This is a genomic window from Bacillus mesophilum, from assembly GCF_008923265.1.
GTDB lineage: Bacteria > Bacillota > Bacilli > Bacillales > Cytobacillaceae > Cytobacillus > Cytobacillus mesophilum.
This window is the reverse complement of the sequence record NZ_WBOT01000003.1, coordinates 46264-67241: the sequence shown is the minus strand read 5'-3', so window position 1 is coordinate 67241 and position 20978 is coordinate 46264. Positions and strand designations below refer to the sequence as shown.

The 20978-nt window shown below is 40.4% G+C and carries 21 protein-coding genes; 11 read left to right on the top strand and 10 right to left on the bottom strand.

The window, feature by feature from the left end:
• Position 1 precedes the first annotated feature (1 nt).
• The 5 genes from F7732_RS10080 to F7732_RS10060 all read right to left on the bottom strand — a co-directional run bounded on the left by F7732_RS10080 (position 2) and on the right by F7732_RS10060 (position 6021).
• Positions 2-688, bottom strand: coding sequence for a formate dehydrogenase subunit gamma (locus F7732_RS10080; RefSeq protein WP_151573757.1), 687 nt, complete (start codon positions 686-688; stop codon positions 2-4).
• The gene (locus F7732_RS10075) at positions 681-1493 is read right to left on the bottom strand and encodes a 4Fe-4S dicluster domain-containing protein (RefSeq protein WP_151573756.1); all 813 of its coding nucleotides are present in this window, start codon (positions 1491-1493) and stop codon (positions 681-683) included. Before F7732_RS10075 ends, F7732_RS10080 begins: the two co-directional genes overlap by 8 nt.
• Positions 1493-4480, bottom strand: coding sequence for a formate dehydrogenase-N subunit alpha (gene fdnG, locus F7732_RS10070; protein WP_151573755.1), 2988 nt, complete (start codon positions 4478-4480; stop codon positions 1493-1495). The genes F7732_RS10075 and fdnG overlap by 1 nt, the downstream gene beginning before the upstream one ends.
• A 176-nt stretch (positions 4481-4656) precedes the next feature.
• Positions 4657-5424, bottom strand: coding sequence for a formate dehydrogenase accessory sulfurtransferase FdhD (fdhD, locus tag F7732_RS10065; protein WP_151573754.1), 768 nt, complete (start codon positions 5422-5424; stop codon positions 4657-4659).
• 342 nt (positions 5425-5766) lie between these two features.
• On the bottom strand, positions 5767-6021 hold the full coding sequence (locus tag F7732_RS10060) for a hypothetical protein (protein ID WP_151573753.1): 255 nt from the start codon (positions 6019-6021) through the stop codon (positions 5767-5769).
• Between the two features lie 176 nt (positions 6022-6197).
• Here F7732_RS10060 and pdxK point away from each other — a divergent pair, with 176 nt between their 5' ends.
• The 3 genes from pdxK to bshB2 all read left to right on the top strand — a co-directional run bounded on the left by pdxK (position 6198) and on the right by bshB2 (position 8288).
• Complete coding sequence (gene pdxK / locus F7732_RS10055; RefSeq protein WP_151573752.1) at positions 6198-7016, top strand: pyridoxine/pyridoxal/pyridoxamine kinase; 819 nt, start codon at positions 6198-6200, stop codon at positions 7014-7016.
• Positions 7017-7224: 208 nt separating this feature from the next.
• On the top strand, positions 7225-7572 hold the full coding sequence (locus tag F7732_RS10050; protein ID WP_151574483.1) for a YojF family protein: 348 nt from the start codon (positions 7225-7227) through the stop codon (positions 7570-7572).
• Positions 7573-7622: 50 nt separating this feature from the next.
• On the top strand, positions 7623-8288 hold the full coding sequence (bshB2, locus tag F7732_RS10045; RefSeq protein WP_151573751.1) for a bacillithiol biosynthesis deacetylase BshB2: 666 nt from the start codon (positions 7623-7625) through the stop codon (positions 8286-8288).
• Positions 8289-8405: 117 nt separating this feature from the next.
• Here bshB2 and F7732_RS10040 read toward each other — a convergent pair whose 3' ends face one another.
• The 4 genes from F7732_RS10040 to F7732_RS10025 form a co-directional block, all read right to left on the bottom strand.
• Positions 8406-8864: an SRPBCC family protein gene (locus F7732_RS10040; RefSeq protein ID WP_151573750.1), complete on the bottom strand. Its 459-nt coding sequence runs from the start codon at positions 8862-8864 to the stop codon at positions 8406-8408.
• 72 nt (positions 8865-8936) lie between these two features.
• Positions 8937-9995, bottom strand: coding sequence for a PQQ-dependent sugar dehydrogenase (locus F7732_RS10035; RefSeq protein WP_151573749.1), 1059 nt, complete (start codon positions 9993-9995; stop codon positions 8937-8939).
• Positions 9996-10010: 15 nt separating this feature from the next.
• A complete protein-coding gene (locus F7732_RS10030) occupies positions 10011-10865 on the bottom strand; it encodes an HAD family hydrolase (RefSeq protein WP_151573748.1) in 855 nt (284 codons plus the stop codon).
• 252 nt (positions 10866-11117) lie between these two features.
• Complete coding sequence (locus tag F7732_RS10025) at positions 11118-11309, bottom strand: hypothetical protein (RefSeq protein WP_151573747.1); 192 nt, start codon at positions 11307-11309, stop codon at positions 11118-11120.
• 175 nt (positions 11310-11484) lie between these two features.
• On the opposite strand from F7732_RS10025, the gene F7732_RS10020 reads away from it, so the two are divergent.
• The 8 genes from F7732_RS10020 to phoU all read left to right on the top strand — a co-directional run bounded on the left by F7732_RS10020 (position 11485) and on the right by phoU (position 20174).
• Positions 11485-12264 carry a MerR family transcriptional regulator gene (locus F7732_RS10020; RefSeq protein WP_151573746.1) on the top strand — a complete coding sequence of 260 codons (780 nt, stop codon included), beginning with the start codon at positions 11485-11487 and terminating at the stop codon, positions 12262-12264.
• Positions 12251-14005 carry an ABC transporter ATP-binding protein gene (locus tag F7732_RS10015; RefSeq protein WP_151573745.1) on the top strand — a complete coding sequence of 585 codons (1755 nt, stop codon included), beginning with the start codon at positions 12251-12253 and terminating at the stop codon, positions 14003-14005. The genes F7732_RS10020 and F7732_RS10015 overlap by 14 nt, the downstream gene beginning before the upstream one ends.
• 308 nt (positions 14006-14313) lie before the next feature.
• A complete protein-coding gene (locus F7732_RS10010; protein WP_151574482.1) occupies positions 14314-15588 on the top strand; it encodes a YjiH family protein in 1275 nt (424 codons plus the stop codon).
• A 466-nt stretch (positions 15589-16054) separates the two neighbouring features.
• Complete coding sequence (locus F7732_RS10005) at positions 16055-16897, top strand: phosphate ABC transporter substrate-binding protein (protein ID WP_151573744.1); 843 nt, start codon at positions 16055-16057, stop codon at positions 16895-16897.
• A gap of 48 nt (positions 16898-16945) precedes the next feature.
• Positions 16946-17860 (top strand): phosphate ABC transporter permease subunit PstC, encoded by a 915-nt coding sequence (gene pstC, locus F7732_RS10000; RefSeq protein WP_151573743.1) that lies wholly within the window; start codon positions 16946-16948, stop codon positions 17858-17860.
• Position 17861: 1 nt separating this feature from the next.
• Complete coding sequence (gene pstA, locus F7732_RS09995) at positions 17862-18686, top strand: phosphate ABC transporter permease PstA (protein WP_151573742.1); 825 nt, start codon at positions 17862-17864, stop codon at positions 18684-18686.
• A 14-nt stretch (positions 18687-18700) separates the two neighbouring features.
• Positions 18701-19498, top strand: coding sequence for a phosphate ABC transporter ATP-binding protein PstB (gene pstB / locus F7732_RS09990; RefSeq protein ID WP_205068213.1), 798 nt, complete (start codon positions 18701-18703; stop codon positions 19496-19498).
• 16 nt (positions 19499-19514) lie between these two features.
• Positions 19515-20174 carry a phosphate signaling complex protein PhoU gene (gene phoU, locus F7732_RS09985; RefSeq protein ID WP_151573741.1) on the top strand — a complete coding sequence of 220 codons (660 nt, stop codon included), beginning with the start codon at positions 19515-19517 and terminating at the stop codon, positions 20172-20174.
• A 52-nt stretch (positions 20175-20226) separates the two neighbouring features.
• On the opposite strand, the gene F7732_RS09980 is transcribed toward phoU, so the two are convergent.
• The gene (locus F7732_RS09980) at positions 20227-20670 is read right to left on the bottom strand and encodes a transporter (protein ID WP_151573740.1); all 444 of its coding nucleotides are present in this window, start codon (positions 20668-20670) and stop codon (positions 20227-20229) included.
• Between the last annotated feature and the right edge of the window lie 308 nt (positions 20671-20978).

The window sequence follows — 20978 nt, the reverse complement described above, 5'->3', positions numbered from 1 at the left end:
ATTAAGCCCGCTTCTGCTCTTGTTCCTGTTCTTTTTCCTGTTCCTTAAGCTCATCATACCAGCGGCCGTGATGGTCGCGGGCAAATTCCTCGGGTATATCTCCTTTTGTCATCCCTCTAATCGAAACGCGGGAGCCTGGATGTCCAATAGATAAATAGATATGGCCAACTACAACCGCTGTCGATAGCCCAAGTCCGATATTATGAAGCGGATAGGCCCACATCACAAGCCCTTGAGGAAAGTACTGCGGAAACCACATAACAAGACCGGAACCAATGAGCATAATGGCTGTCATAATTGTCAGCAATGAATTTAACTTTTCACCTGCATTATAAAAATCTTGCTTTGGTATCTTCGCATGACCGCCGAAAAACTCTTTTGGAAAATGTAAAAAGAATTGAAAGTCATGTTTTTTCCAGGAAAAAATCTGTTTCATCCAGTGAATAAAGCTCTTTGGATCTGTAAATAAAATATAGACAACAGGCAGGATGAAAAACACAGCTGCTATTCGATGAACAAGACGTGCTCCTGCCGGGCTTCCAAAAACAACATAAAGCCAGTCAAAAAACTCTGTATAAAGCGGCAGACCGGTCAAGTACAGAACAAAAAATGCCAAAGCATTTAACCAGTGTGCAAATATGACATGCTTTGAGAATCGCTTAACCATCTTTGGTTCTTTTTTATTCATGGTCATGATCCCCTTCCGATCGGTCTTTTCTGACAGCATTTGATATAGCAGCACCAATAACAGCCATCGTTGTAGCTCCAAGCATCATTTTGCCAAGCGGCTGAGCATAGTCCTTCCAAACCACTTGGGATAAAGCCACTTTTGGATTCTCAGGCAATCCATAGACAGATGGTTTGTCAGCGAGAAGATAAATGGTATTGGTGCCTTCAATTCCTTGCGGGTTATAAATATTTGCATTCGGAAAACGTTCCTTCACTTCACTTAGCCGCTTGTTTGCTTCAGCTAAGACAAGTTCCTTTTCTTCATAAATTAAGCAGTCTGTATGGCAGGCAACCACACAAGCCGGCTGCAGACCTTGCTCAAGCCGGTCTGTGCAAAGAGTGCATTTTTGGGCTTTTCGGTATTCACTGCCGTTTTTATCTTTATAGGTTGCAAGCTGCACAACTCCAAAGGAACAGTTCTGAACACAATAACCGCAGCCAACGCATTTTTCCGGATCAATAACGACGGAATTGAATTTTGTATAGCTGATCGCACTCTCTGGACAAGCCTTTTCACAGGCAGCCTGATTACAATGCAGACAGGACATATGGCGGAAAAGCCACTCAAAGTTTCCATCCGATGTTTCCTGCTCATTAAACGTAATGACATTCCAAGTGTTTGCCGTTAAATCCATGTGTGACTGTATACTTCCGTTAAAGTCCTCCGGCTCTGCCGGCAGGTCGTTCCAATTTTTACAGGCAACCATACATGCCCGGCAGCCATCACATTTCGTTACATCCACAAATTTAATATAATCTGCCATTATTTCGCCCTCCTAACATCACATAGGAACGCTTTATACTCAGGAATTGTCGTATTTGCATCTCCAATATGAGGGGTCAAGCGGTTAGCTGTTGCACCTGTTGCGATCCCTTTATAGCCAAAATGCCATGGCATGCCAATTTGGTGAATGGTTTTATCTTTTAATTTGTACGGTTTAAAACGTTTGGTGATCATGGCAAAAGCCTCTATTTCTCCACGGGCCGTTTTTACGATCACCCGATCCTTGCTTAATATCCCCTTTTCCTGTGCCAGCTCTTCACTTATTTCAATGTACATATGCGGCATCAGCTCAGCCAGCCAAGGGATATTCCTTGTCATCGCTCCAGACTGCCAGTGCTCTGACACGCGATAGGTTGTAGCGACAATTGGATATTCTGACACATCTCCTTGTGCATTCATTTCCTTCTCGCCAAACTTCACAGCCGGATTCAGCTGAATACTTGAAAACGCATTGGAAATTGGGTTTTCATAAGGCTCATAGTGCTCTGGGAATGGCCCTTCATTAACGCCGCCAGAAAACAAAGCTCCTTTTCCGCCCGCCATCATAATGAATGGGTCATTAAATGTAGGATCATCCGGTCCTTTCGTGGCAACAAAGTCTGGAACATCAAAACCGCTCCATTTTTTCTCCGCTGCATTCCACTGTATTCCGATACGATCCTTGCTCCATGCCTTTCCATTTAAATCAGCACTTGCACGGTTATAAAGGATTCTCCTATTTGCCGGCCATGCAAAAGACCAGTTTAAGAAGTTACTCATACCTTCATTTGTATTATCTCTTCGTTTTGATAGGTTCTCAGATTCTGGGTAAAATCCGCTGTAAATCCAGTTGCCGCTGCATGTAGAACCATCATCCTTCAAATCTCCGAATCCTTTAATCTGCTGTTTTGTTTTCATATCATAGCCGTTAATTTCACGGCAGACGATATCGATATCAGGGTGATCCGATTCTCCATAATCCCATGTTAAAGCCTTCATCGGCATATCCTGCTGCTTTGGACTATTTTCATATAATCCTTTCAGCTTTCTAGCAAGCATATGAACGATTTCCAGGTCAGCTCTTGATTCACCCTTTGGTTTAATCGCTTGCCAGCGGTATTGCATCCAGCGTCCTGAGTTTGTAACAGAGCCTTCTTTTTCAAAAGATCCGCAGGCAGGAAGGAAAATCACCTCTGTTTGGATCGCAGCCGGGTCTGCACCAGCTTCCTTTTGCCAAAAAGCTGATGTCTCTGTTTCAAATAGGTCAACTGCAACCATCCACTTTAGGTTGCTCAATGCCTCTTTTTCTTTCCCTGCATTTGGTCCGCCGACAACAGGATTGGTGCCAAACATTAACAGCCCTTCAAGCTCTCCGCGGTACATTGCATCAAATAAGCGCATATGTGAATAATCCTTGCCTGGCGTCAGTTTTGGCATCAGATGATAGCCAAATTCATTTTGCTTAGTTGCAGAATCGCCGTAGTAAGCTTTCAACATGCTTGTGTAAAACTTCGGTTTGTTGGAGAAATACCCGGATTCAGGTGTAATCCGCTCTAGAAATCCTTTATACTTTGAGTCCTGATCCGATCCTGTAGGTACTTCCATATAGCCATTGACATTGTGATATAACAGCCCAAAATCGGTTGATCCTTGTACATTTGACTCTCCGCGCAGGGCATTGACACCACCGCCGGCAATGCCAATATTTCCGAGTAAAAGCTGTAAGATCGCATATGCGCGGATATTTTGGGTGCCGACAGTATGCTGTGTACCGCCCATAGCATATAGGATCGTACCCGCTTTGCCTGTTTCACTAGTTCCTGTGAATGTTTGACAGATTTCGAGATACGTATCTTTATCCGTGCCTGTAACACCTGTTACTGTGTCAACATCATAGCGTGCATAATGTTTTTTCATTAGCTGAAAAACGCAGCGGGGATCCTTTAAGGCTGGATCCTTAACAATCTCGCCATTTTCATCCTTTTTAAAGGCCCATTTTGTTTTATCATAATTCCTTGTTGTTTCATCGTAGTCGTTAAAAATGCCATCTTCAAAGGAGTATTGTTCATCTACAATAAATGATGCATTTGTGTAGGCTCTTACATATTCTTTATGATACATGTCATTTTCAAGCGCATAATGAATCATGCCGCCAATAAAAGCAATATCTGTTCCTGAACGAAGCTGACCGTAGATATTGGCCATTTGCGACGTTCTTGTATATCTTGGATCCACTGAAATGAGCTTTGCTCCCTTTTGCTTCGCTTTTGAGATCCATCTAAAGCTGATTGGATGATTTTCAGCTGGGTTTGCTCCTATGACCATTAGGGCATCCGCATATTGCAAATCATTCCAATGATTTGTCATTGCGCCTCTTCCATACGTAGGTGCCAGACCGGCAACCGTAGAACTATGTCATATTCGGGCCTGATGCTCGATATACGTTAAGCCCAGTCCTGCACGGAAAAGCTTAGAAAGCAAATACGTTTCTTCATTATCAAGTGCCGCTCCACCCATATAAGCAATCGCCTCTGTCTTGTTGACAGTATAGCCATTTTCTTTTTGTACAAAGGTGCGATCGCGGGTATCTTTAATATTTTTCGCTACTTTATCGAGCGCAAAATCCCAATCGACTTCCTCCCATTTTCCGCTTCCTGGTGCCCGGTATAATGGCTTTGTGATACGCTTTTCTGTTGTGTATACTTGCCTAACGGTTGTACCTTTACTGCAGAGCGATCCTTCATTGATCGGATGATCCGGATCTCCTTCTGTATATACAACATCTTTTCCGTTTGAATACACTAAAATCCCACAGCCCACAGAGCAATAAGGGCAAATGGTTGGTGTCGGTTTTAACTCTGAAATTTTTAATTCCTTTGCTTTTGCTCTGGCTGTTTTATCATCAAAACCCAGCTCTACCACTGCTAATGTAGCAGCTACTGCACCTGATATCTTCAGAAACTTCCTTCGTGTTACATTTAGTTCCACTTTTTCTCCCCCCAATTCCAAGATTGAACTTTAGCTTGTTCATTTCCAGTGAAGTTCATTGTCTAGTTCCGACGGTTAGCTCCTCGAGGTTATAAGCGAATCAACCATAAGCCCAATGAACAGCCCCCGTCCAATTCGTCTTATGATTGTTGAAGCTGCAAGCACCATCCACTTTTCTATTTTTCTCTAACACTTTCAAACGGCCGATTTTCTAGATCATTGATAACTCTGCCAGCAGAAGTGTATGGAATGGCCATTTTCCCTCGTAAATAACCAATTACTTCTATGTTTAGAAATTTGGCAAGCTGAACTGCCTGCTTTGTTGCAGCCGTTCTTGACCCGATCACAGGAAACCCGAATTTTGCTGCTTTAGAAAGCATTTCATAAGACACTCTTCCTGTTGTCAAGAGCAGCAAATTTGAAGGCTCTAATCTATTGCGCAACGCAAAACCAATCACTTTATCAACAGCATTATGCCTGCCAATATCTTCTCGCACTGTAATTTCTCCCGACACATGAACAATACATGCCCCGTGCATACCGCCTGTCTTTAGATACAATGGGGAATTCTTTGCAAACTCACTTCTTTTTTTCAAAAGAAAACTCATTGTGAACGTTCTCATACTGTTAATCTTGGGAAACGCTTTCACATCTGTCATTGAGAAGAATGTGACCCCTCTTCCACAGCCAGCGGTGTAATGCTTTTTCTTTGTGATCATCCAATCAGGCTGAAAATCATTTTGAAGTTCCACATAAATTGTGTTGGAATCCTCCACAAATTCAAAGGTGCGAATATCTTCTGCCTTTTCAATTAAGCCTTCAGAATACAAATATCCGTAAGCCCAATCCTCTAAGTCCTCGTTCGTCAGCTGAAACACCGCAATCTCAAACCCATTAATAAGCAATGTAATAGGGAATTCCTCAGGACTGCCTTTGTAATTCATGGCTTTTCCCCCTTTTAAAAGCACACACAAGTTGTATATAGTTCTATCCTACACATCATCTCCAGAAGCAAATGTAACTTTTATCACTTTCGAAAGGAGAAAATGAAGATTATCGCCATAGGTCACAAAAAATTCATAATTTCTTCTTTAAATCGACAATTTTCATGAAATACAGCAGAGTAGTACACACTTTAAGATGGAAAAGAGCTGAATTATGTATTGGACTGTTTAACACTTTTGCAGAAAGAAACATAAATTTATTCAACAAATAAAAATTGGTACGCCAAAAAGCGGATTTCATGATTCTGAATCCGCTCCCGTTCCTTACTTCCATTAATATTCCTATCTTATATGCACACCAGCAAAACCTGCTCCGCCGATATGTCCGATCGCTGGTGCAGTTCCTATATGAGGTGCAGCCGCAAATCCACCGGTCCCTGAAAAATGACCACCTGCAAAATTTCCTGTCAGCGGTACAAAGGATTGTCCGCCATAATAATGATATAAATGTGAGTGATGATACGGAGCATATGGATTATATCCATACCAGGCATTATAAGGAACGCTATACGGATTCATCATGAATTGTCTTTTCACTTCTGATTCCCCTTTCTATTTATCCGACATGATGGAATACCCAAAACCGGATACAACAGTATATGTAATTGGATGAAATGGGTTTGTCGTTTTTTCCGAGAACTTACACTTTATTACGTTAATCGAAATTGATATACTGAAAAGAATGAAATGATATATTCAGGGAGGAAAGACAGATGACAATGAAAAAAGTATTAACAATAGCAGGCTCTGATACGAGCGGCGGTGCAGGTATCCAAGCTGATATTAAAACCTTCCAAGAGCATGGCGTTTATGGGATGACTGCTCTTACAACCATCGTTACAATGGATCCTAAAAACGACTGGCACCATAACGTCTTCCCTATCGATATAGAAACACTTCAAACACAATTAGAAACCATTCTTTCTGTTGGCGTAGACGCGATGAAGACCGGAATGCTTGGTTCGGTAGATATCATCAAGCTTGCTGCTAAAACGATTACTGAAAATGATATTAAACATGTGGTAATTGATCCAGTTATGGTCTGCAAAGGGGAAGATGAAGTCCTTCACCCTGAAACAGCAGATGCATTGAGAGATATATTAACGCCGCTTGCAACAGTGGTCACACCTAACCTTTTCGAGGCATCGCAGCTTGCTAAAACAGCTCCGCTTAAAACGATTGAAGATATGAAAGAAGCAGCTGTTAAAATCCATGAGCTTGGACCGAAATACGTTTTAATCAAAGGCGGCAGCAAGCTTCAGCATGAAAAAGCAGTCGATGTCTTGTATGATGGCTCTGATTTCACAGTACTTGAAGGTGAAAGAATTCAGACAACCTATACACATGGAGCAGGATGCACATATTCATCTGCCATTACAGCTCAGCTGGCAAAAGGAAAATCAGTTATCGAAGCTGTTACTGCTGCCAAGGAATTTATTTCAGATGCCATTAATCATGGATTTAAATTGAATGAATATGTAGGACCGACTAGACAAGGTGCTAGCCGCCATTTAAAAGCAGAAGAAAAATAAAGTAATCGAAACAGAGCCGGAGACGGTTCTGTTTTTTTAACTCTGTCTCGGTGTCCTTTAAGGACTTGCCAATCGGCAAGTTTTCATGATTCCTTAATCTCATTTTTAGCTTTTCCTCGGATTTTTTAGTAAAATAGGGTTTGATTTACTCAAGGTAACAACACTTTATATAGATATGAATCTTTATGAAAAGGGGGTGTAGCAGATGATGGAACCAGTGATAACCCAAGATGTTCAAACAGAACTGGACCGACATGCGAAAAAGCCGGTTTATATTCATCTTGAAACAACCAATGGAGCGTATGCTTCCCATTTTGATGAAACGTTCTTTTCATCAGGAGCATATATACGAAATGCACAGCTTGAATATGAGCACGGAAAGATCACAGGCAGCGGGCCCTTTCGAGTGGGACTAAAGACAGCGATCGGGTGGGTATATGCGGAAGGAATCACTCATTTTGAAAAAGATGGAACTGGGAGACTTTTGCTTGCCGGCCATGACTTCAGCGGAAAACTTGCTGTTGCCCTGCAAATAAGCGAGACACCTTTTGAATAGATGAAAATAAAGGTTCAGAGAATTATTGGAAACGAAAGGAGGAGCTTATCGTGGAAAAAGAAAGACATGTTTTAGTTATTTTTCCTCATCCTGATGATGAGGCATTTGGTGTTTCTGGAACGATTGCGACTCATGTACAAAACGGCACTCCTGTTACATATGCCTGTCTGACTTTAGGAGAAATGGGACGCAATATGGGGAACCCTCCATTTGCTAACCGTGAAACATTATCAAAAATCCGCAAAAAAGAGCTTCAGGATGCTGCGGCTGTAATGGGCATTCAGGACTTACGCATGATGGGATATCGTGACAAGACCATCGAGTTCGAAGATGATGATAAGCTTACAAATGAACTTGCTGCAATTATCGATGAAGTTCATCCGTCCTTAATCATTACCTTTTATCCTGGCTATTCTGTTCACCCTGATCATGATGCAACAGGGGCTGCAGTTGTCAGAGCTGTGAGAAATATGCCGGCAAACGATCGACCTAAGCTGCAATGTGTTGCTTTTTCGCGTAATTGTGAAGAGGAAATCGGGCAGGCTGATATCGTTAATGAGGTTAGTGCTGTCGCACATATTAAAATTGCTGCAATCAAAGCACATCTTTCTCAAACACAGCTAATGGCACAGGAAATGGAAGAACAGCTGAAAAAGCAAGATCCGCAAGTGATGGCAAGAGTTCATAATGAAAGATTCTGGACATATCCGCTATAATTGAACAACTAAAGATGGTGAAGACTATAAGAATGACCATCTTATAACAACATAAAACCCGAACCATTAGACAGTATGAAAGATCTGCTGATGGTTCGGGTTTCTTGTTGATCTATTTTACTCTTCTTCTTTTTCACTCTTGTCCTGCTCAAACATTTCTTTTAAATAGACAAGCTGATTGCCGTCTTCCCGTTTGATCATTTTTACTAAGATGGGCTTTGTTAATCTCATTTTTAATCCTGTTGTCGTAATTGTAGCCTCAAGGTCCACTTGAGTGCCTTCTTCGACGGGATGAAAATGGTATTGATATTCCGTAATCAGGCCGTTTGAATTAGTTTTTGTAGCAAATGACCGATTTTCTGTATACTCCGTCATTTCGACCTCTGCCTGAATATTTCTTCCGCTAATTAGCCTTGTTTCTAAAAATATGGTGCCAGCTTTAAACGGCCCCTCCGTCTGTTTCTCCATTTTTACTACATTTGGCATAAGCTCGTGCACATTTTCCATGCTCACGACATAATGAAATACTTCTTCTACTGGCTTATGAATAACTACGCTTGAACGAAAATCTGCCATCTATCTGCACCTCAATTAGTCTCAGTATTATATGCTTAGTATATAACAAAATACTGATCTTTTCATGAAACGTTATAATGGGATGCTGTAGAGCTGATCATCATTTTCGCCCGGTGTACCGCGGCCATCTGTATTATTGCTGATGAAGTAGAGCTGTCCATTAGTAATATACACATCGCGAATTCTGCCAAGATTGGAAATCTGCTCATCATTTTCGCCCGTTTCCAGATCAAAACGCAATACGGCTTCTCCCCTTAGTCCAGCAACGAATAGCTGATTTTCATAGTATGCCATCCCAGAAGGTGCCCATGTCTGGTTATCACCAGAAGTGAAAATTGGAGTTTCCATTCCATCCTTGCTTTCATTCCCTGTTATTTCCGGCCAGCCGTAATTTGAGCCAGCTGTGATCCTGTTGATCTCATCATTCGCAGATGGACCATGTTCACTTGCATACATTGTACCGTCCTCTGCCCATGTGAGCCCTTGCGGATTGCGATGTCCATAGCTGTATACATACGAGTCCTTAAAAGGGTTATCATCAGGGATCGAACCATCTAAATTTATCCTTAAAATTTTCCCTGCCAGTGAATTTAGATCTTGTGCCAGTTCTGGATTGGAGGCATCTCCTGTAGTAGCGTATAGCTTTTCATCCGGACCAAACGCAAGCCTCCCGCCATGATGAAAACTGCCGCTTGGTATTCCATCTATAAGTACCTCCGTTTCACTCCATTGGTCATTTTGGAGCTCAAGAACGACGATCGCGTTAAATGGCTGCCCATCTTCTTCGTATGTGTAATACGCATACGCCTCATTTGTTTCTTTAAAATCAGGTGCGAGCACAAAACCGAGCAGACCTGCTTCTGCAGCAGAAGAAAGCGGTCTTTGCAGTTCAACAGATTGCCGGATGCTTTCTCCATTTTCCACTTTTGTAATTGTGCCTGTCCGTTCAGACAAGTAAAAATCACCATCTAGATGGTTAATTTGCCAAGGTGTGTTCAGCTTTGCTGCTAAAGATTCCTCATTCTCTACTGTTGCAGTTGTGACTTCCTGATCCTCCTGCTGCCTGTTATGTTCATCAGAACATCCAGCCAGAATCAATAGTATAGAAACAAGTGCAGCTGCTTTTTTCATCCCATCACCTCTTGTTTATAATACGTCTAGAATCGCTTTTCCTACACCGCTCTCTTCATTTGTGAGGGTAACCATGTGGCATTGCGACTTAATGTAATCGTCTGCATTGCCCATAGCAACCGCTCTTCCTACAACTTTAAACATCGAAAGGTCATTATAATTATCGCCAAGCGCCATCGTTTCTTCTAAAGAAATCCCTTTTTCTCTGACAAACGCTTCTAATGCAACACCCTTCTGTGCACTTTTGCTCGTAAGCTCCAAGTTTCCATGCCCGGATGAACTGATGATTAAACCTTCGAAATTCTGCAATGCTTCCTTTGCTTCTTGCATACGCCCTGGATCAAACGTAAAGGCTAAAAGCTTATATATTTGATGATCTTCACTTTCAAAAAGGACATCATAGCTGTCCACTTTATGTACGAGGCCTTTTTCAAACCTTTCTTCAGCCGCCTTCAAAACCTTTTTAACATCGGCTTCCTGATTACCGCTAAGAAAAATGTCAGCCATAATGGTAATGCCTCTTTTTTCATCTACTGTATATGTACCTTGATTAGTATATACCTCATAATAAACTTCCAGTTCTGTTAAAGCCTTCGCTGTGCGCGTAGCCAATTCTTTATCAAGCGGGCTGTTTGACACAATTTGTCCTTGTGCTGAACGGACTTCTGCTCCATTTGCACAAATGATCGGACACTCTAATCCTGCCTCCTCTAAGACAAAGATCGCTTCCTGATAGGATCTGCCTGTAGCTACAACCACTTCTATTCCCTTTTCCTGCGCTTTTTTTATCGCTGCAATATTTTCATCAGTGACCGTTTGAGTTGCGGTTAATAATGTACCATCCATATCACTTGCAATACACTTAATCATCCAATTCACCTCATATTTTAGTAACCTGTTATCTTGTCATTTTATCATGTTCCTGACACGAACCAAAATAATACACAAAGTATGAATCATGTCCTATATGGCTAATTTTTACTATATTTCTAAAAAATAGAAGGATCCGCCAGTACGAATTAAACAAAGAAAGCAAGCGTTACTTTACTGTAGACCTGCTCGTCCTTTAGGATGCAACAAAAAAGAAGATTCCTCCGAACCTTCTTTTTGCTGGGTGGAGACTTAAAATCCGCCTCCGCCATTATTATTATCTTTTATTTGGTCCATATATGATTCTGCATAAGCTCGTTCTGATGGTGACACATGTTTTGCATTTTCTTCTGGATCATAGTTGGTAAGCCCCTTTTTCTTGGCTCCCCAGTCTACCAAAAAACCAATTCCAAGTAATGCTGCACAAAGGATTAATATCCACATCTAAATCACCCCTTTTTATTGTACCAAATTTTTACTATTGTTTCCATTTTTATTCTTTTTTGCTATACACTAATCATATCCGAAAAAACAGAAAAATATTTTTATTTAACGCTTGATTCATACGTTACGTGAGGTTTTATGATAAAGACAGAAAGAATCTCAGGAGGGAACATATATGAGCGAAACATACTCAATTGGCCAATTTTCAAAAAAGACAGGAACAACCATTCGTACATTGCATTATTATGATGAACTCGAATTGCTTAAGCCATCCATAATTACAGAATCAGGACGCCGATATTATTCTGATGAAAATATCGTTCAGCTTCAGAAAATAATATCGTTAAAATTTCTAGGATATTCTTTAGAGGATATAAAAGAATTTTTGCACTTAACTGACTGGAAATTAATGGACTCCCTTCTTTTTCAAAAGGACGAAATGCTGAAAAAGAAGGCTCATATTGAACGGGTTATCCGTGCATTAGATCAAGCCATTGATATTACAGAGTCACAAGGACAAGTAGATTCCTCCATTTTTCTTATGATCATTCAAAATATTCAAATGGAAGAAGAGTTTAAAGATTGGCTAAAAAGATTATTGCCAAGTGATCGAGTGGAAGATATTTACAATATACCTGATGAAAAACAGCGCGAGCTGAATAGAACTATGACTACAACTTGTATTCAGCTTAAAGAAGCCGCTGGAAGTAAACCAGAGGACCCAGCTGTTCAAGAGCTTGTCGGTCAGTTATTCATGATGACAGCAGAATTATTAGGCGGAGAAGATGTGCTATTTCAAGAGATTATTGAGAATGAACAGATTTCAGAAGAAGACCTTGATAATGATCCATTTTCCCTTGCTTCACCATTTTCAAAGGAGGAAGAGGAATGGCTGGCTAAAGCGATGGAAATCTATTTACTGAATAGAGGTGCTGATGAATATGACAGCGAATAAGACCGAAGTTTCCGCCTCTGTTGGAGGATGGAAATCCTTCTGGCAGTTAATTAAAATGTCCAATCCCCCGAAATGGCTCTTCATTATAGCCATTTTGTTAAGTCTTGTTGAGACGGCTGCTGGTTTGGTTGTACCCCTTTTAACTAAATCACTTGTTGACCAAATGGCAGCTTCTGCACTTGAAGCTTCACTCATTATCTTTTTTGCAGCAGCATTTATTCTGCAGACCATCTCCTCAGGATTTTCTTATTATTTTATGACATATATGGGAGAAAAGATTGTCGCTTCCCTAAGACAGCGGCTTTGGAGGCATGTGTTAACATTGCCGATCCCGTATTTTGACCAGCACGAATCCGGAGAAACCATGAGCAGGATTACACAGGATACGAATATTGTGAAAGCATTGATTACTCAGCATTTAGTCACCTTTATTACAGGGTTAATTTCCATCATTGGAGCCATTATTATTTTACTTGTAATTGATTGGAAAATGACGTTAATTATGCTGATATCTGTTCCTATTTCCGTCCTGATCATCCTGCCATTAGGACAAAAAATTTATAAAATCTCTCTTTCTACACAAGATGAGATGGCTCATTTCTCGGGAAATTTAGGCAGGGTATTGGCTGATATCCGGCTTGTAAAAGCCTATCATGCTGAAAAGACAGAAATCCAACGCGGCGAAAAGGGAATAATGCATCTCTTTCAGTTCGGTTTAAAGGAAGCTAAAATCCAAGCCATCGTCTCTCCTTTTATGACATTGATTATGATGCTCGTTCTTGTAATTCTCATTGGATATGGAGGCGTAAAAGTCGCAGCAGGCACTCTCTCAGCAGGCGCACTAGTAGCCATCATTATTTATCTGTTTCAGATTATCGTTCCATTTACACAAATGGCTTCTTTTTTTACAGCCTATCAGAAAGCACTTGGTGCGACTGAAAGAATACAGGAAATGCTCGAACTTAACAGTGAAGCGTCTGGTTTGGCAGTGCCTGAAAATAGCAGCAGTCAAAATATTTCTTTTCATCAGCTTGTTTTTTCCTATCAAGACAAACCAGTTATACAAAAGATCAATCTTCAGGTTCCATCTGGTAAAACAACCGCCTTTGTTGGGCCAAGCGGCAGCGGGAAGACTACCCTCTTTGCCTTGCTTGAACGCTTCTACTCCCCATCAGACGGAGCCATCTTCCTGGGGGATCAGAATATAGATGAATTTGATCTTCACAATTGGCGCAGTCAAATTGCCTATGTGTCTCAGGAAAGCCCGCTTATGTCCGGTTCAATTCGTGATAATATCTGCTACGGTTTGGATCGTCCTGTTTCAGATGATGAATTGCTTCAGGCTGCAAAGGTAGCCAATGCAGCTGAGTTCATTGAAAACCTGCAAGATCAATATGAAACAGAGGTAGGTGAACGAGGAATAAAATTATCTGGCGGACAGCGACAAAGAATTGCGATCGCAAGAGCAGTCATTCGTGATCCTAAAATTTTATTATTAGATGAAGCTACTTCTAACCTGGACAGCGCATCTGAACAGCTCGTACAGGAAGCTCTGCAGCAGCTGATGAAAAATCGAACAACACTAGTGATTGCCCACAGGCTCTCAACCGTTTTGGATGCAGATCAAATTGTCGTGTTAGAAAAAGGCAGCATTACAGGAATCGGTACACACATGGAACTGTTTGAAACTCATGAATTGTATAAAAAGCTTGCAAAACAGCAGTTAAAAACTGAAGCATAGCATGAACCGAAAAACAGACCTCCAAAAAGGGGGCCTGTTTTTTAATGTCTTATTAATGAAATTCCAATTTCTTCTTTAAAAAAGGTTTAAAAAAGACAGCAATGGTGGAATTTAGGTAGAGGGTAAGCAAATAGTAAAGCAAATACATAAAAGAGTTGGCAATCTTACTAAAATGTATTAAAATTAGTTTTTGCTTATAAATATTAATAGAAAAGGTGAATGAATTGCAGCAAACAACAGAGAAGAAATATGCATCCGCTGATCTAATAAAATTCATCATCCCTTCCCTCATTGGGATTGGTTTTTTTATGGTGCCTATTTCTTATGACGGGGAAATTACGATCCCAATCGCCATTCTATCTAATTTCGTACAGGATATACTCGCAGGATATATCCCTGCGATCATGACGGTTTTGATCATTATTACATTATTCGGCACACTTGCGGCTAAGTGGATAAAGCCGGCTTTTATAAAAAACAGTTCATTTTTTACAACCTTATTTGATGTTAGCTATATTTGGGTGATTGCGCGGGTAATTGGCAGTTTATTTGCCATTGCAGCATTGTTTAAATTAGGTCCGGAAGCGGTTTGGTCTGAAAATACGGGCGGATTGCTGCTGTATGATCTGCTCCCGGTTTTATTTGCGGTCTTCTTATTCGCAGGTTTATTTTTACCACTGCTTCTGAATTTCGGGCTGCTGGAATTCTTCGGTACACTTTTAGCGAAATTTATGCGTCCTGTCTTTAAACTTCCAGGACGATCTTCCATCGATTGTGTTGCTTCATGGCTTGGCGATGGGACCATTGGTGTTTTATTAACAAGCAAGCAATATGAAGAAGGTTTCTATACAAAAAGAGAAGCTGCGATAATCGGCACAACTTTCTCTGTCGTATCGATTACATTCTCTTTAGTTGTCATCTCACAGGTTGGTCTTGGCAGCATGTTTGTCCCATTTTATATCACTATCTTAATTGCAGGACTGGCTGCTGCTTTAATTAGCCCGAGAATCCCGCCTTTGTCACGAAAACCTGATACGTATTATAATGGCGAAGCCAGCAAGGGTGATGAAAGCATTCCAGAAGGGTACACTCCTTTTAGCTGGGGAGTTACAAAAGCTGTGGCAAAAGCAAGATCTCATAGTGGAGTGGGTGCATTTTTTAAAGATGGAGCAAAGAATATTCTCGATATGTGGATGGGTGTTGCCCCTATTGTCATGGCACTTGGAACACTCGCCTTAATTGTTGCGGAATACACACCTGTTTTTCAAATTCTTGGAATGCCGTTTATTCCTCTATTAGAATTGATGCAGATCCCAGAAGCAAAGGCTGCTTCAGAGACCTTGGTTGTCGGCTTTGCTGACATGTTCTTACCATCTGTAATCGGTTCTGGCATTGAAAGTGAAATGACACGATTTGTTGTAGCAAGTGTATCTGTTACACAATTGATTTACATGTCAGAAGTAGGAGGCTTGCTGCTTGGCAGTAAGATTCCTGTTACATTCCTTGAGCTAGTCATTATTTTTATTCAGAGAACCCTTATTACATTGCCGATCATTGTGATTGCGGCTCACATTATTTTTTAATACTACTTAAATACCCGCCGTTATGGCGGGTATTTCTATTTCCTCCAGATTTACATCCTTCCAAATTTACAATATATTTACAAAAAATTAATAATCATGGTAAGTCCGTTTTTTCAATTCCGCATTATTTCAAGCGTCTAATTGAAAACAGAAAAAGTTTTGTAAATAATTTTACGTTAAATTTACATTATATTAATAATAAATTTACACTGAATGTTTATAGTCATTATGCGTAGATTAAATAGAAAAAAGCAATTTAAATGGGTCTGCTAAAACAAAAAAGTCAGAAGACTGTTTCATCTCTTTAATAGAGCCGTTTTCTCATCATCTTTTTTACAAATCCTTATGGTTTAGTTTTGTCCATATCACAGGATATACAGCGACAGCAAAAAATCGCACTTATCTTGATCATTCTTATGTTAAACAGGTTAGAAAACACGAAATGTATAAACTCTGGAGGTATTTCATGAACTTTAAGAAAAAACTCATGACAGGAATTGCTTCGCTTAGTCTCATACTTGTCATTTCTGGCTGCAGTCAAGATAACACGGATGCAGAGCCTTCATCAGGCAATCAATATACGCTTGCGATTTCGGGATCTACATCTGTTGGGCCACTGGCGGAAAAGCTCGCTGAGAAATTCGAAGGTAAAAATGCTGAAGTCAATATCGAAGTCAATCAGATTGGCTCTTCTGCAGGTATTACAAATTCTTTGAGCGGTGTTTCTGAAATTGGCATGTCCTCTCGCGATTTAAAGGAGGAAGAAAAGCAGGAGGGTTTGGCAGAAACCGTCATTGCTTATGATGGTATTGTCGTTGTCACGCACCCTACCAATAAGGTTAAAGATCTAACACTTGATCAAGTCAAACAAATATTCACCGGAGAAGTCACAAATTGGAAGGAACTAGGCGGAGATGACATGGAGATTGTGGTTGTCTCTCGTGAGGATGGTTCAGGTTCCCGCGATGCCTTCCAAGAAATTGTTGGATACTCATCAGGTGAACTTATTAGAAGCTCCATTGTAGCCAGCGGAAATGGAAATATTAAAACAACCGTTGCTATGAATCAGCATGCTGTAGGATTTATCTCATTTGAGTACATAGATGAGACGATATCTACGGTTAAAATTAATGGTGTTAAAGCAACAGCCGAAAATGTTCTGCAGCAAAAATACTTGCTATCAAGACCGTTTTTATTTGTTCACAAGCCAGAGAATTTAACTGAATCAGGTCAAAAATTTATTGATTACATTTTAAGTCCTGAGGGACAAGATATTGTGTCTGAGGCTGGAGCTATCAGAGTAAAATAATATCTTTGCAACATTATTTCCACACGAAAGACCTGGGAGGAAAACGGAATGCCAAATCATGCTAATGAAGAGTTAGTTTCTCAGATCGAGAGTTCAAATAAACGTAAATATTTCTTAGAGAAGTTGTCAGAAAAGGTCTTTCTGTTTTGCTCACTTCTCTCTGTGATCAGCTTATTACTGATTATTGGTTTCGTCTTTTACAAAGGCACCCACCCCTTCTTCGCTGAAGGATATAGCTTTATTGAATTTATTTTTGGATTAGACTGGGTTCCAAGCGAAGACAAGTTTGGTATATTGCCAATGATTGTAGCTTCCATCTTCGCTACAATCGGAGCCTTAATTATCGGCGTGCCTATCGGGCTATTTACAGCTATATTTTTAGCTGAGATTGCCCCTAAGAGTATTGCCAGGATCATATCACCAGCTGTCCAGCTACTGGCTGGGATCCCTTCAGTCTTATACGGTGTGTTTGGTCTAGCCATTATTGTACCTTTCTTACAAAATAATCTAGGCCTGGCTAAAGGGCAAAGCTTAATTGCCGTGATTCTCGTGCTGGCAATCATGATGCTTCCAACCATTGTTACTGTCGCCGAAACATCAATTCGCGCAGTTCCAAAAACTTATAGAGAAGGCTCTCTTGCATTGGGAGCTTCACCGATCGGCACGATCTTCAAAGTAGTTGTACCAGCTGCAAAATCCGGAATTATGGCGGCTATTGTCCTAGGCTTGGGAAGAGCAATCGGTGAGACAATGGCTGTTATTCTCGTCGCAGGAAATAGCCTCGTACTCCCGACTAGCCTTACAGATAGCGTTCGTCCTTTAACAACGAATATTGCTTTGGAGATGGGCTATGCATTCGGAACACATCAGGAAATGCTATTTGCTACAGGGATTGTTCTATTCTCATTCATTTTAATTTTAAACCTTGTTTTGGCTAAAATCGGATCAAAAGGAGGGAAATAGGTTGAGGAAAGCAAAGGATTATTTTTTCCAAAGTCTGCTTTGGCTATCAGCCATTATAACTGTTGCAACACTTTGTATCATTGTAGGGTTTATCTTCTATAAAGGCATTCATTTAATCAATCTGGACTTTATTTTTGGTGACTATTCTCCTTCTGGAGGAGGCGGTATTTTACCGATGATTGTTACCACCATTTATACTATCGTGATTTCGTTATTAATCGCGACTCCTATTGGGATATTAGCAGCCGTGTATTTGCAGGAATATGCCAAACAAGGCAGGCTGATCAGAGTTATCCGGTTTGCAACAGAAAGTTTAACAGGAATCCCCTCCATTATCTACGGATTATTTGGAGCTGTATTTTTTGTTACTGTCTTGAAAATGGGTATGTCCATTATTGCTGCATCACTGACATTAACTATTATTGTACTTCCTGTTATTATCAGAACCACGGAGGAAGCATTAAAAACGGTTCCTCTTACCTATCGGGAAGGTTCACTTGCACTGGGAACAACTAAGCTTCAAACCTTATATAAAGTAATTTTACCTAGCGCAATGCCTGGAATTCTCTCAGGAATTATTCTTTCAATCGGAAGAATTGTCGGGGAATCTGCCGCTATTTTTCTAACAGCAGGGACTGTAGCCGCAATGCCGGAGAACATTTTCTCTTCTGCAAGAACGTTAACGGTTCATTCATTTCTTGTGACTCAGGAAGCTGGAGATATTGAATTGGCAGCAGCAGTAGGCATTGTTCTCATCGTGATTATTTTGATACTTAACCTTTCAGCCACTTTTATTTCAAAAAAGTTAAACAAGGCCGACTATTAGTGAGGTGCTAAAGCATGAATACAACGAAGATGGATAGAAATAAAGGGAATGAGCAGCAAATACAGAATAAAATAAGTGTAAATGATTTAAACTTGTTTTACGGTGAAAAACAAGCCCTATTTAGTATCTCTATAGATATTCAGGAAAAAGGGGTAACGGCTCTAATTGGACCTTCAGGCTGCGGGAAATCAACCTTTTTGCGCACGTTAAATCGCATGAATGACTTAATTGACGGTGTAAAAATCAGCGGTGATATTGTAATTGACAACGAAAATATTTATCGATCAAATGATGTAATCAAGCTGCGCACAAAGGTTGGGATGGTGTTTCAAAAACCAAACCTATTCCCGATGAGCATCTACGATAATGTTGCGTATGGACCGCGTATGCAAGGCATTAAAAGCAAGAAGGTCCTCAATCAACTGGTAGAGGATAGCCTGAAAAGCGCAGCTATATGGGATGAGGTAAAAGACCGTCTGAAGAGCTCTGCTCTTGGTCTGTCTGGCGGACAGCAGCAGCGCGTATGTATTGCCAGAGCGATCGCAATGAAGCCTGAGGTTATTTTAATGGACGAGCCCACTTCAGCACTTGATCCTATTTCAACATTAAAGGTTGAAGAGCTGATCGCCAATATGAAAAAAGATTATACAATCGTTATCGTAACGCACAATATGCAGCAGGCTGCACGTGTTTCTGATAAAACTGCTTTCTTTTTAAATGGCGAAATTATTGAATATGCTAACACAGAGACCATCTTCTCAATGCCAAAAGATCAAAGAACAGAAGATTATGTAACCGGCCGTTTCGGTTAATTCAGGAGTGATATGAATGGTTGTTCGTGAAAATTTTGAAAATAATCTGCAGGAACTTCAAAATAAAATGTCTGAAATGAATACGCTGACGCTTGAAGCATTTGAGAATGCATTTACTGCATTTAAAACCCAAGATGTAGAGCTGGCTTTAAGAGTAATTGAAGAAGACAATGAAATTGATGTTTTGGAAACAGAGATTAACCAATTTATCGTATGGCTTATGGTAAAAGAACAGCCTGTTGCTCGTGATCTCAGAAGAATTATCGGTGCTTTAAAGATTTCGGCTGAGATTGAGAGGGTAGCTGATTTTGCAGTCAATATCGCAAAATCGACTATAAAAATCGGAAATGCCAATTCACTTATTAAAGGAACAAAATTAGAGGAAATGAAAATAATCTCTATGGATATGCTGCAAAAAGCAGTTAGTTCATTTATTGATGAGAATATCCTCCTTGCTAAAGAAGTCGGTTCATTAGATGATCAGGTAGACGATTTTTATAGTGAAAACTACAAACAATTGACAGTGTACTTGTCCAGCAGTGCTGCTGACACAAATCAAGCAGTTCAGTTATTATTTGTAAACCGTTACTTAGAACGTGCAGCTGATCATATTACAAATATAGCTGAAAGTGCTGCCTATTTAATTAAAGGTGAGATTTACGATTTGAACACATAATTAAAAGCCAAAAAATGCAGCAGTGCATTTTTTGGCTTTATTTTTTTAGAAATTAAAAACAGCGGAAGCTGCTGACTCTTCTTAAATCAGTTCCATAGTACGTCCAGCGGTTTCTTCTCCAGCGCCAGCCAGCTACTGAAGTTCTGCCTACAAATGTTGGATAGAACCAGAAACTGTTTCCATTCTCAAGCCACACATATGTGAAGCGGAACAGACAGCCTCTAATTGCTCCCGGGTCCACTGCAAAAACAGATGCTCCGCCGCTGCTGCTGAATTGCTGCTGCTGCATTTGCGGTATAAAGGATGGTGGTGGTGAAGATGGAGGTCCATCTTGTCCTTGGCCTCCGCCTCCGCTAAATCCAGGAGAGCCACCTTGGCCTGGTCCAAATCCCGGCGGCTGTGACGGAAATCCCGGTGGAAACCCTTGTGACGGAAATCCCGGAAAAATTCTCATTTGCTCTTCTTCGTACCCAAATGGATATGGATTAAAATACATGATTCAATCTCCCCTCAAGACAGTCTTTATTTGTGTTTATTCGAATTGGTTCAGACTATATTATGCAGTTTGGCTAAGGCGGGTGTTTGACCACTTTGATTTTTCCGGAAACTGATGACTTGTTTCTGTATTGTAGTTTTGCCCTTAAATGGGGATATACATTTATGTGGGATGATTAGATTTGATAGGAAATCGCGGGATTTGATTGGAAGTTTAATTATTTTGATAGGAAATCCTAAATGTTTGATAGGAAAGTCCGTTTTTTTGATAGGAAACATTAAATGTCTGATGGGAAAGTCCGTTTTTTT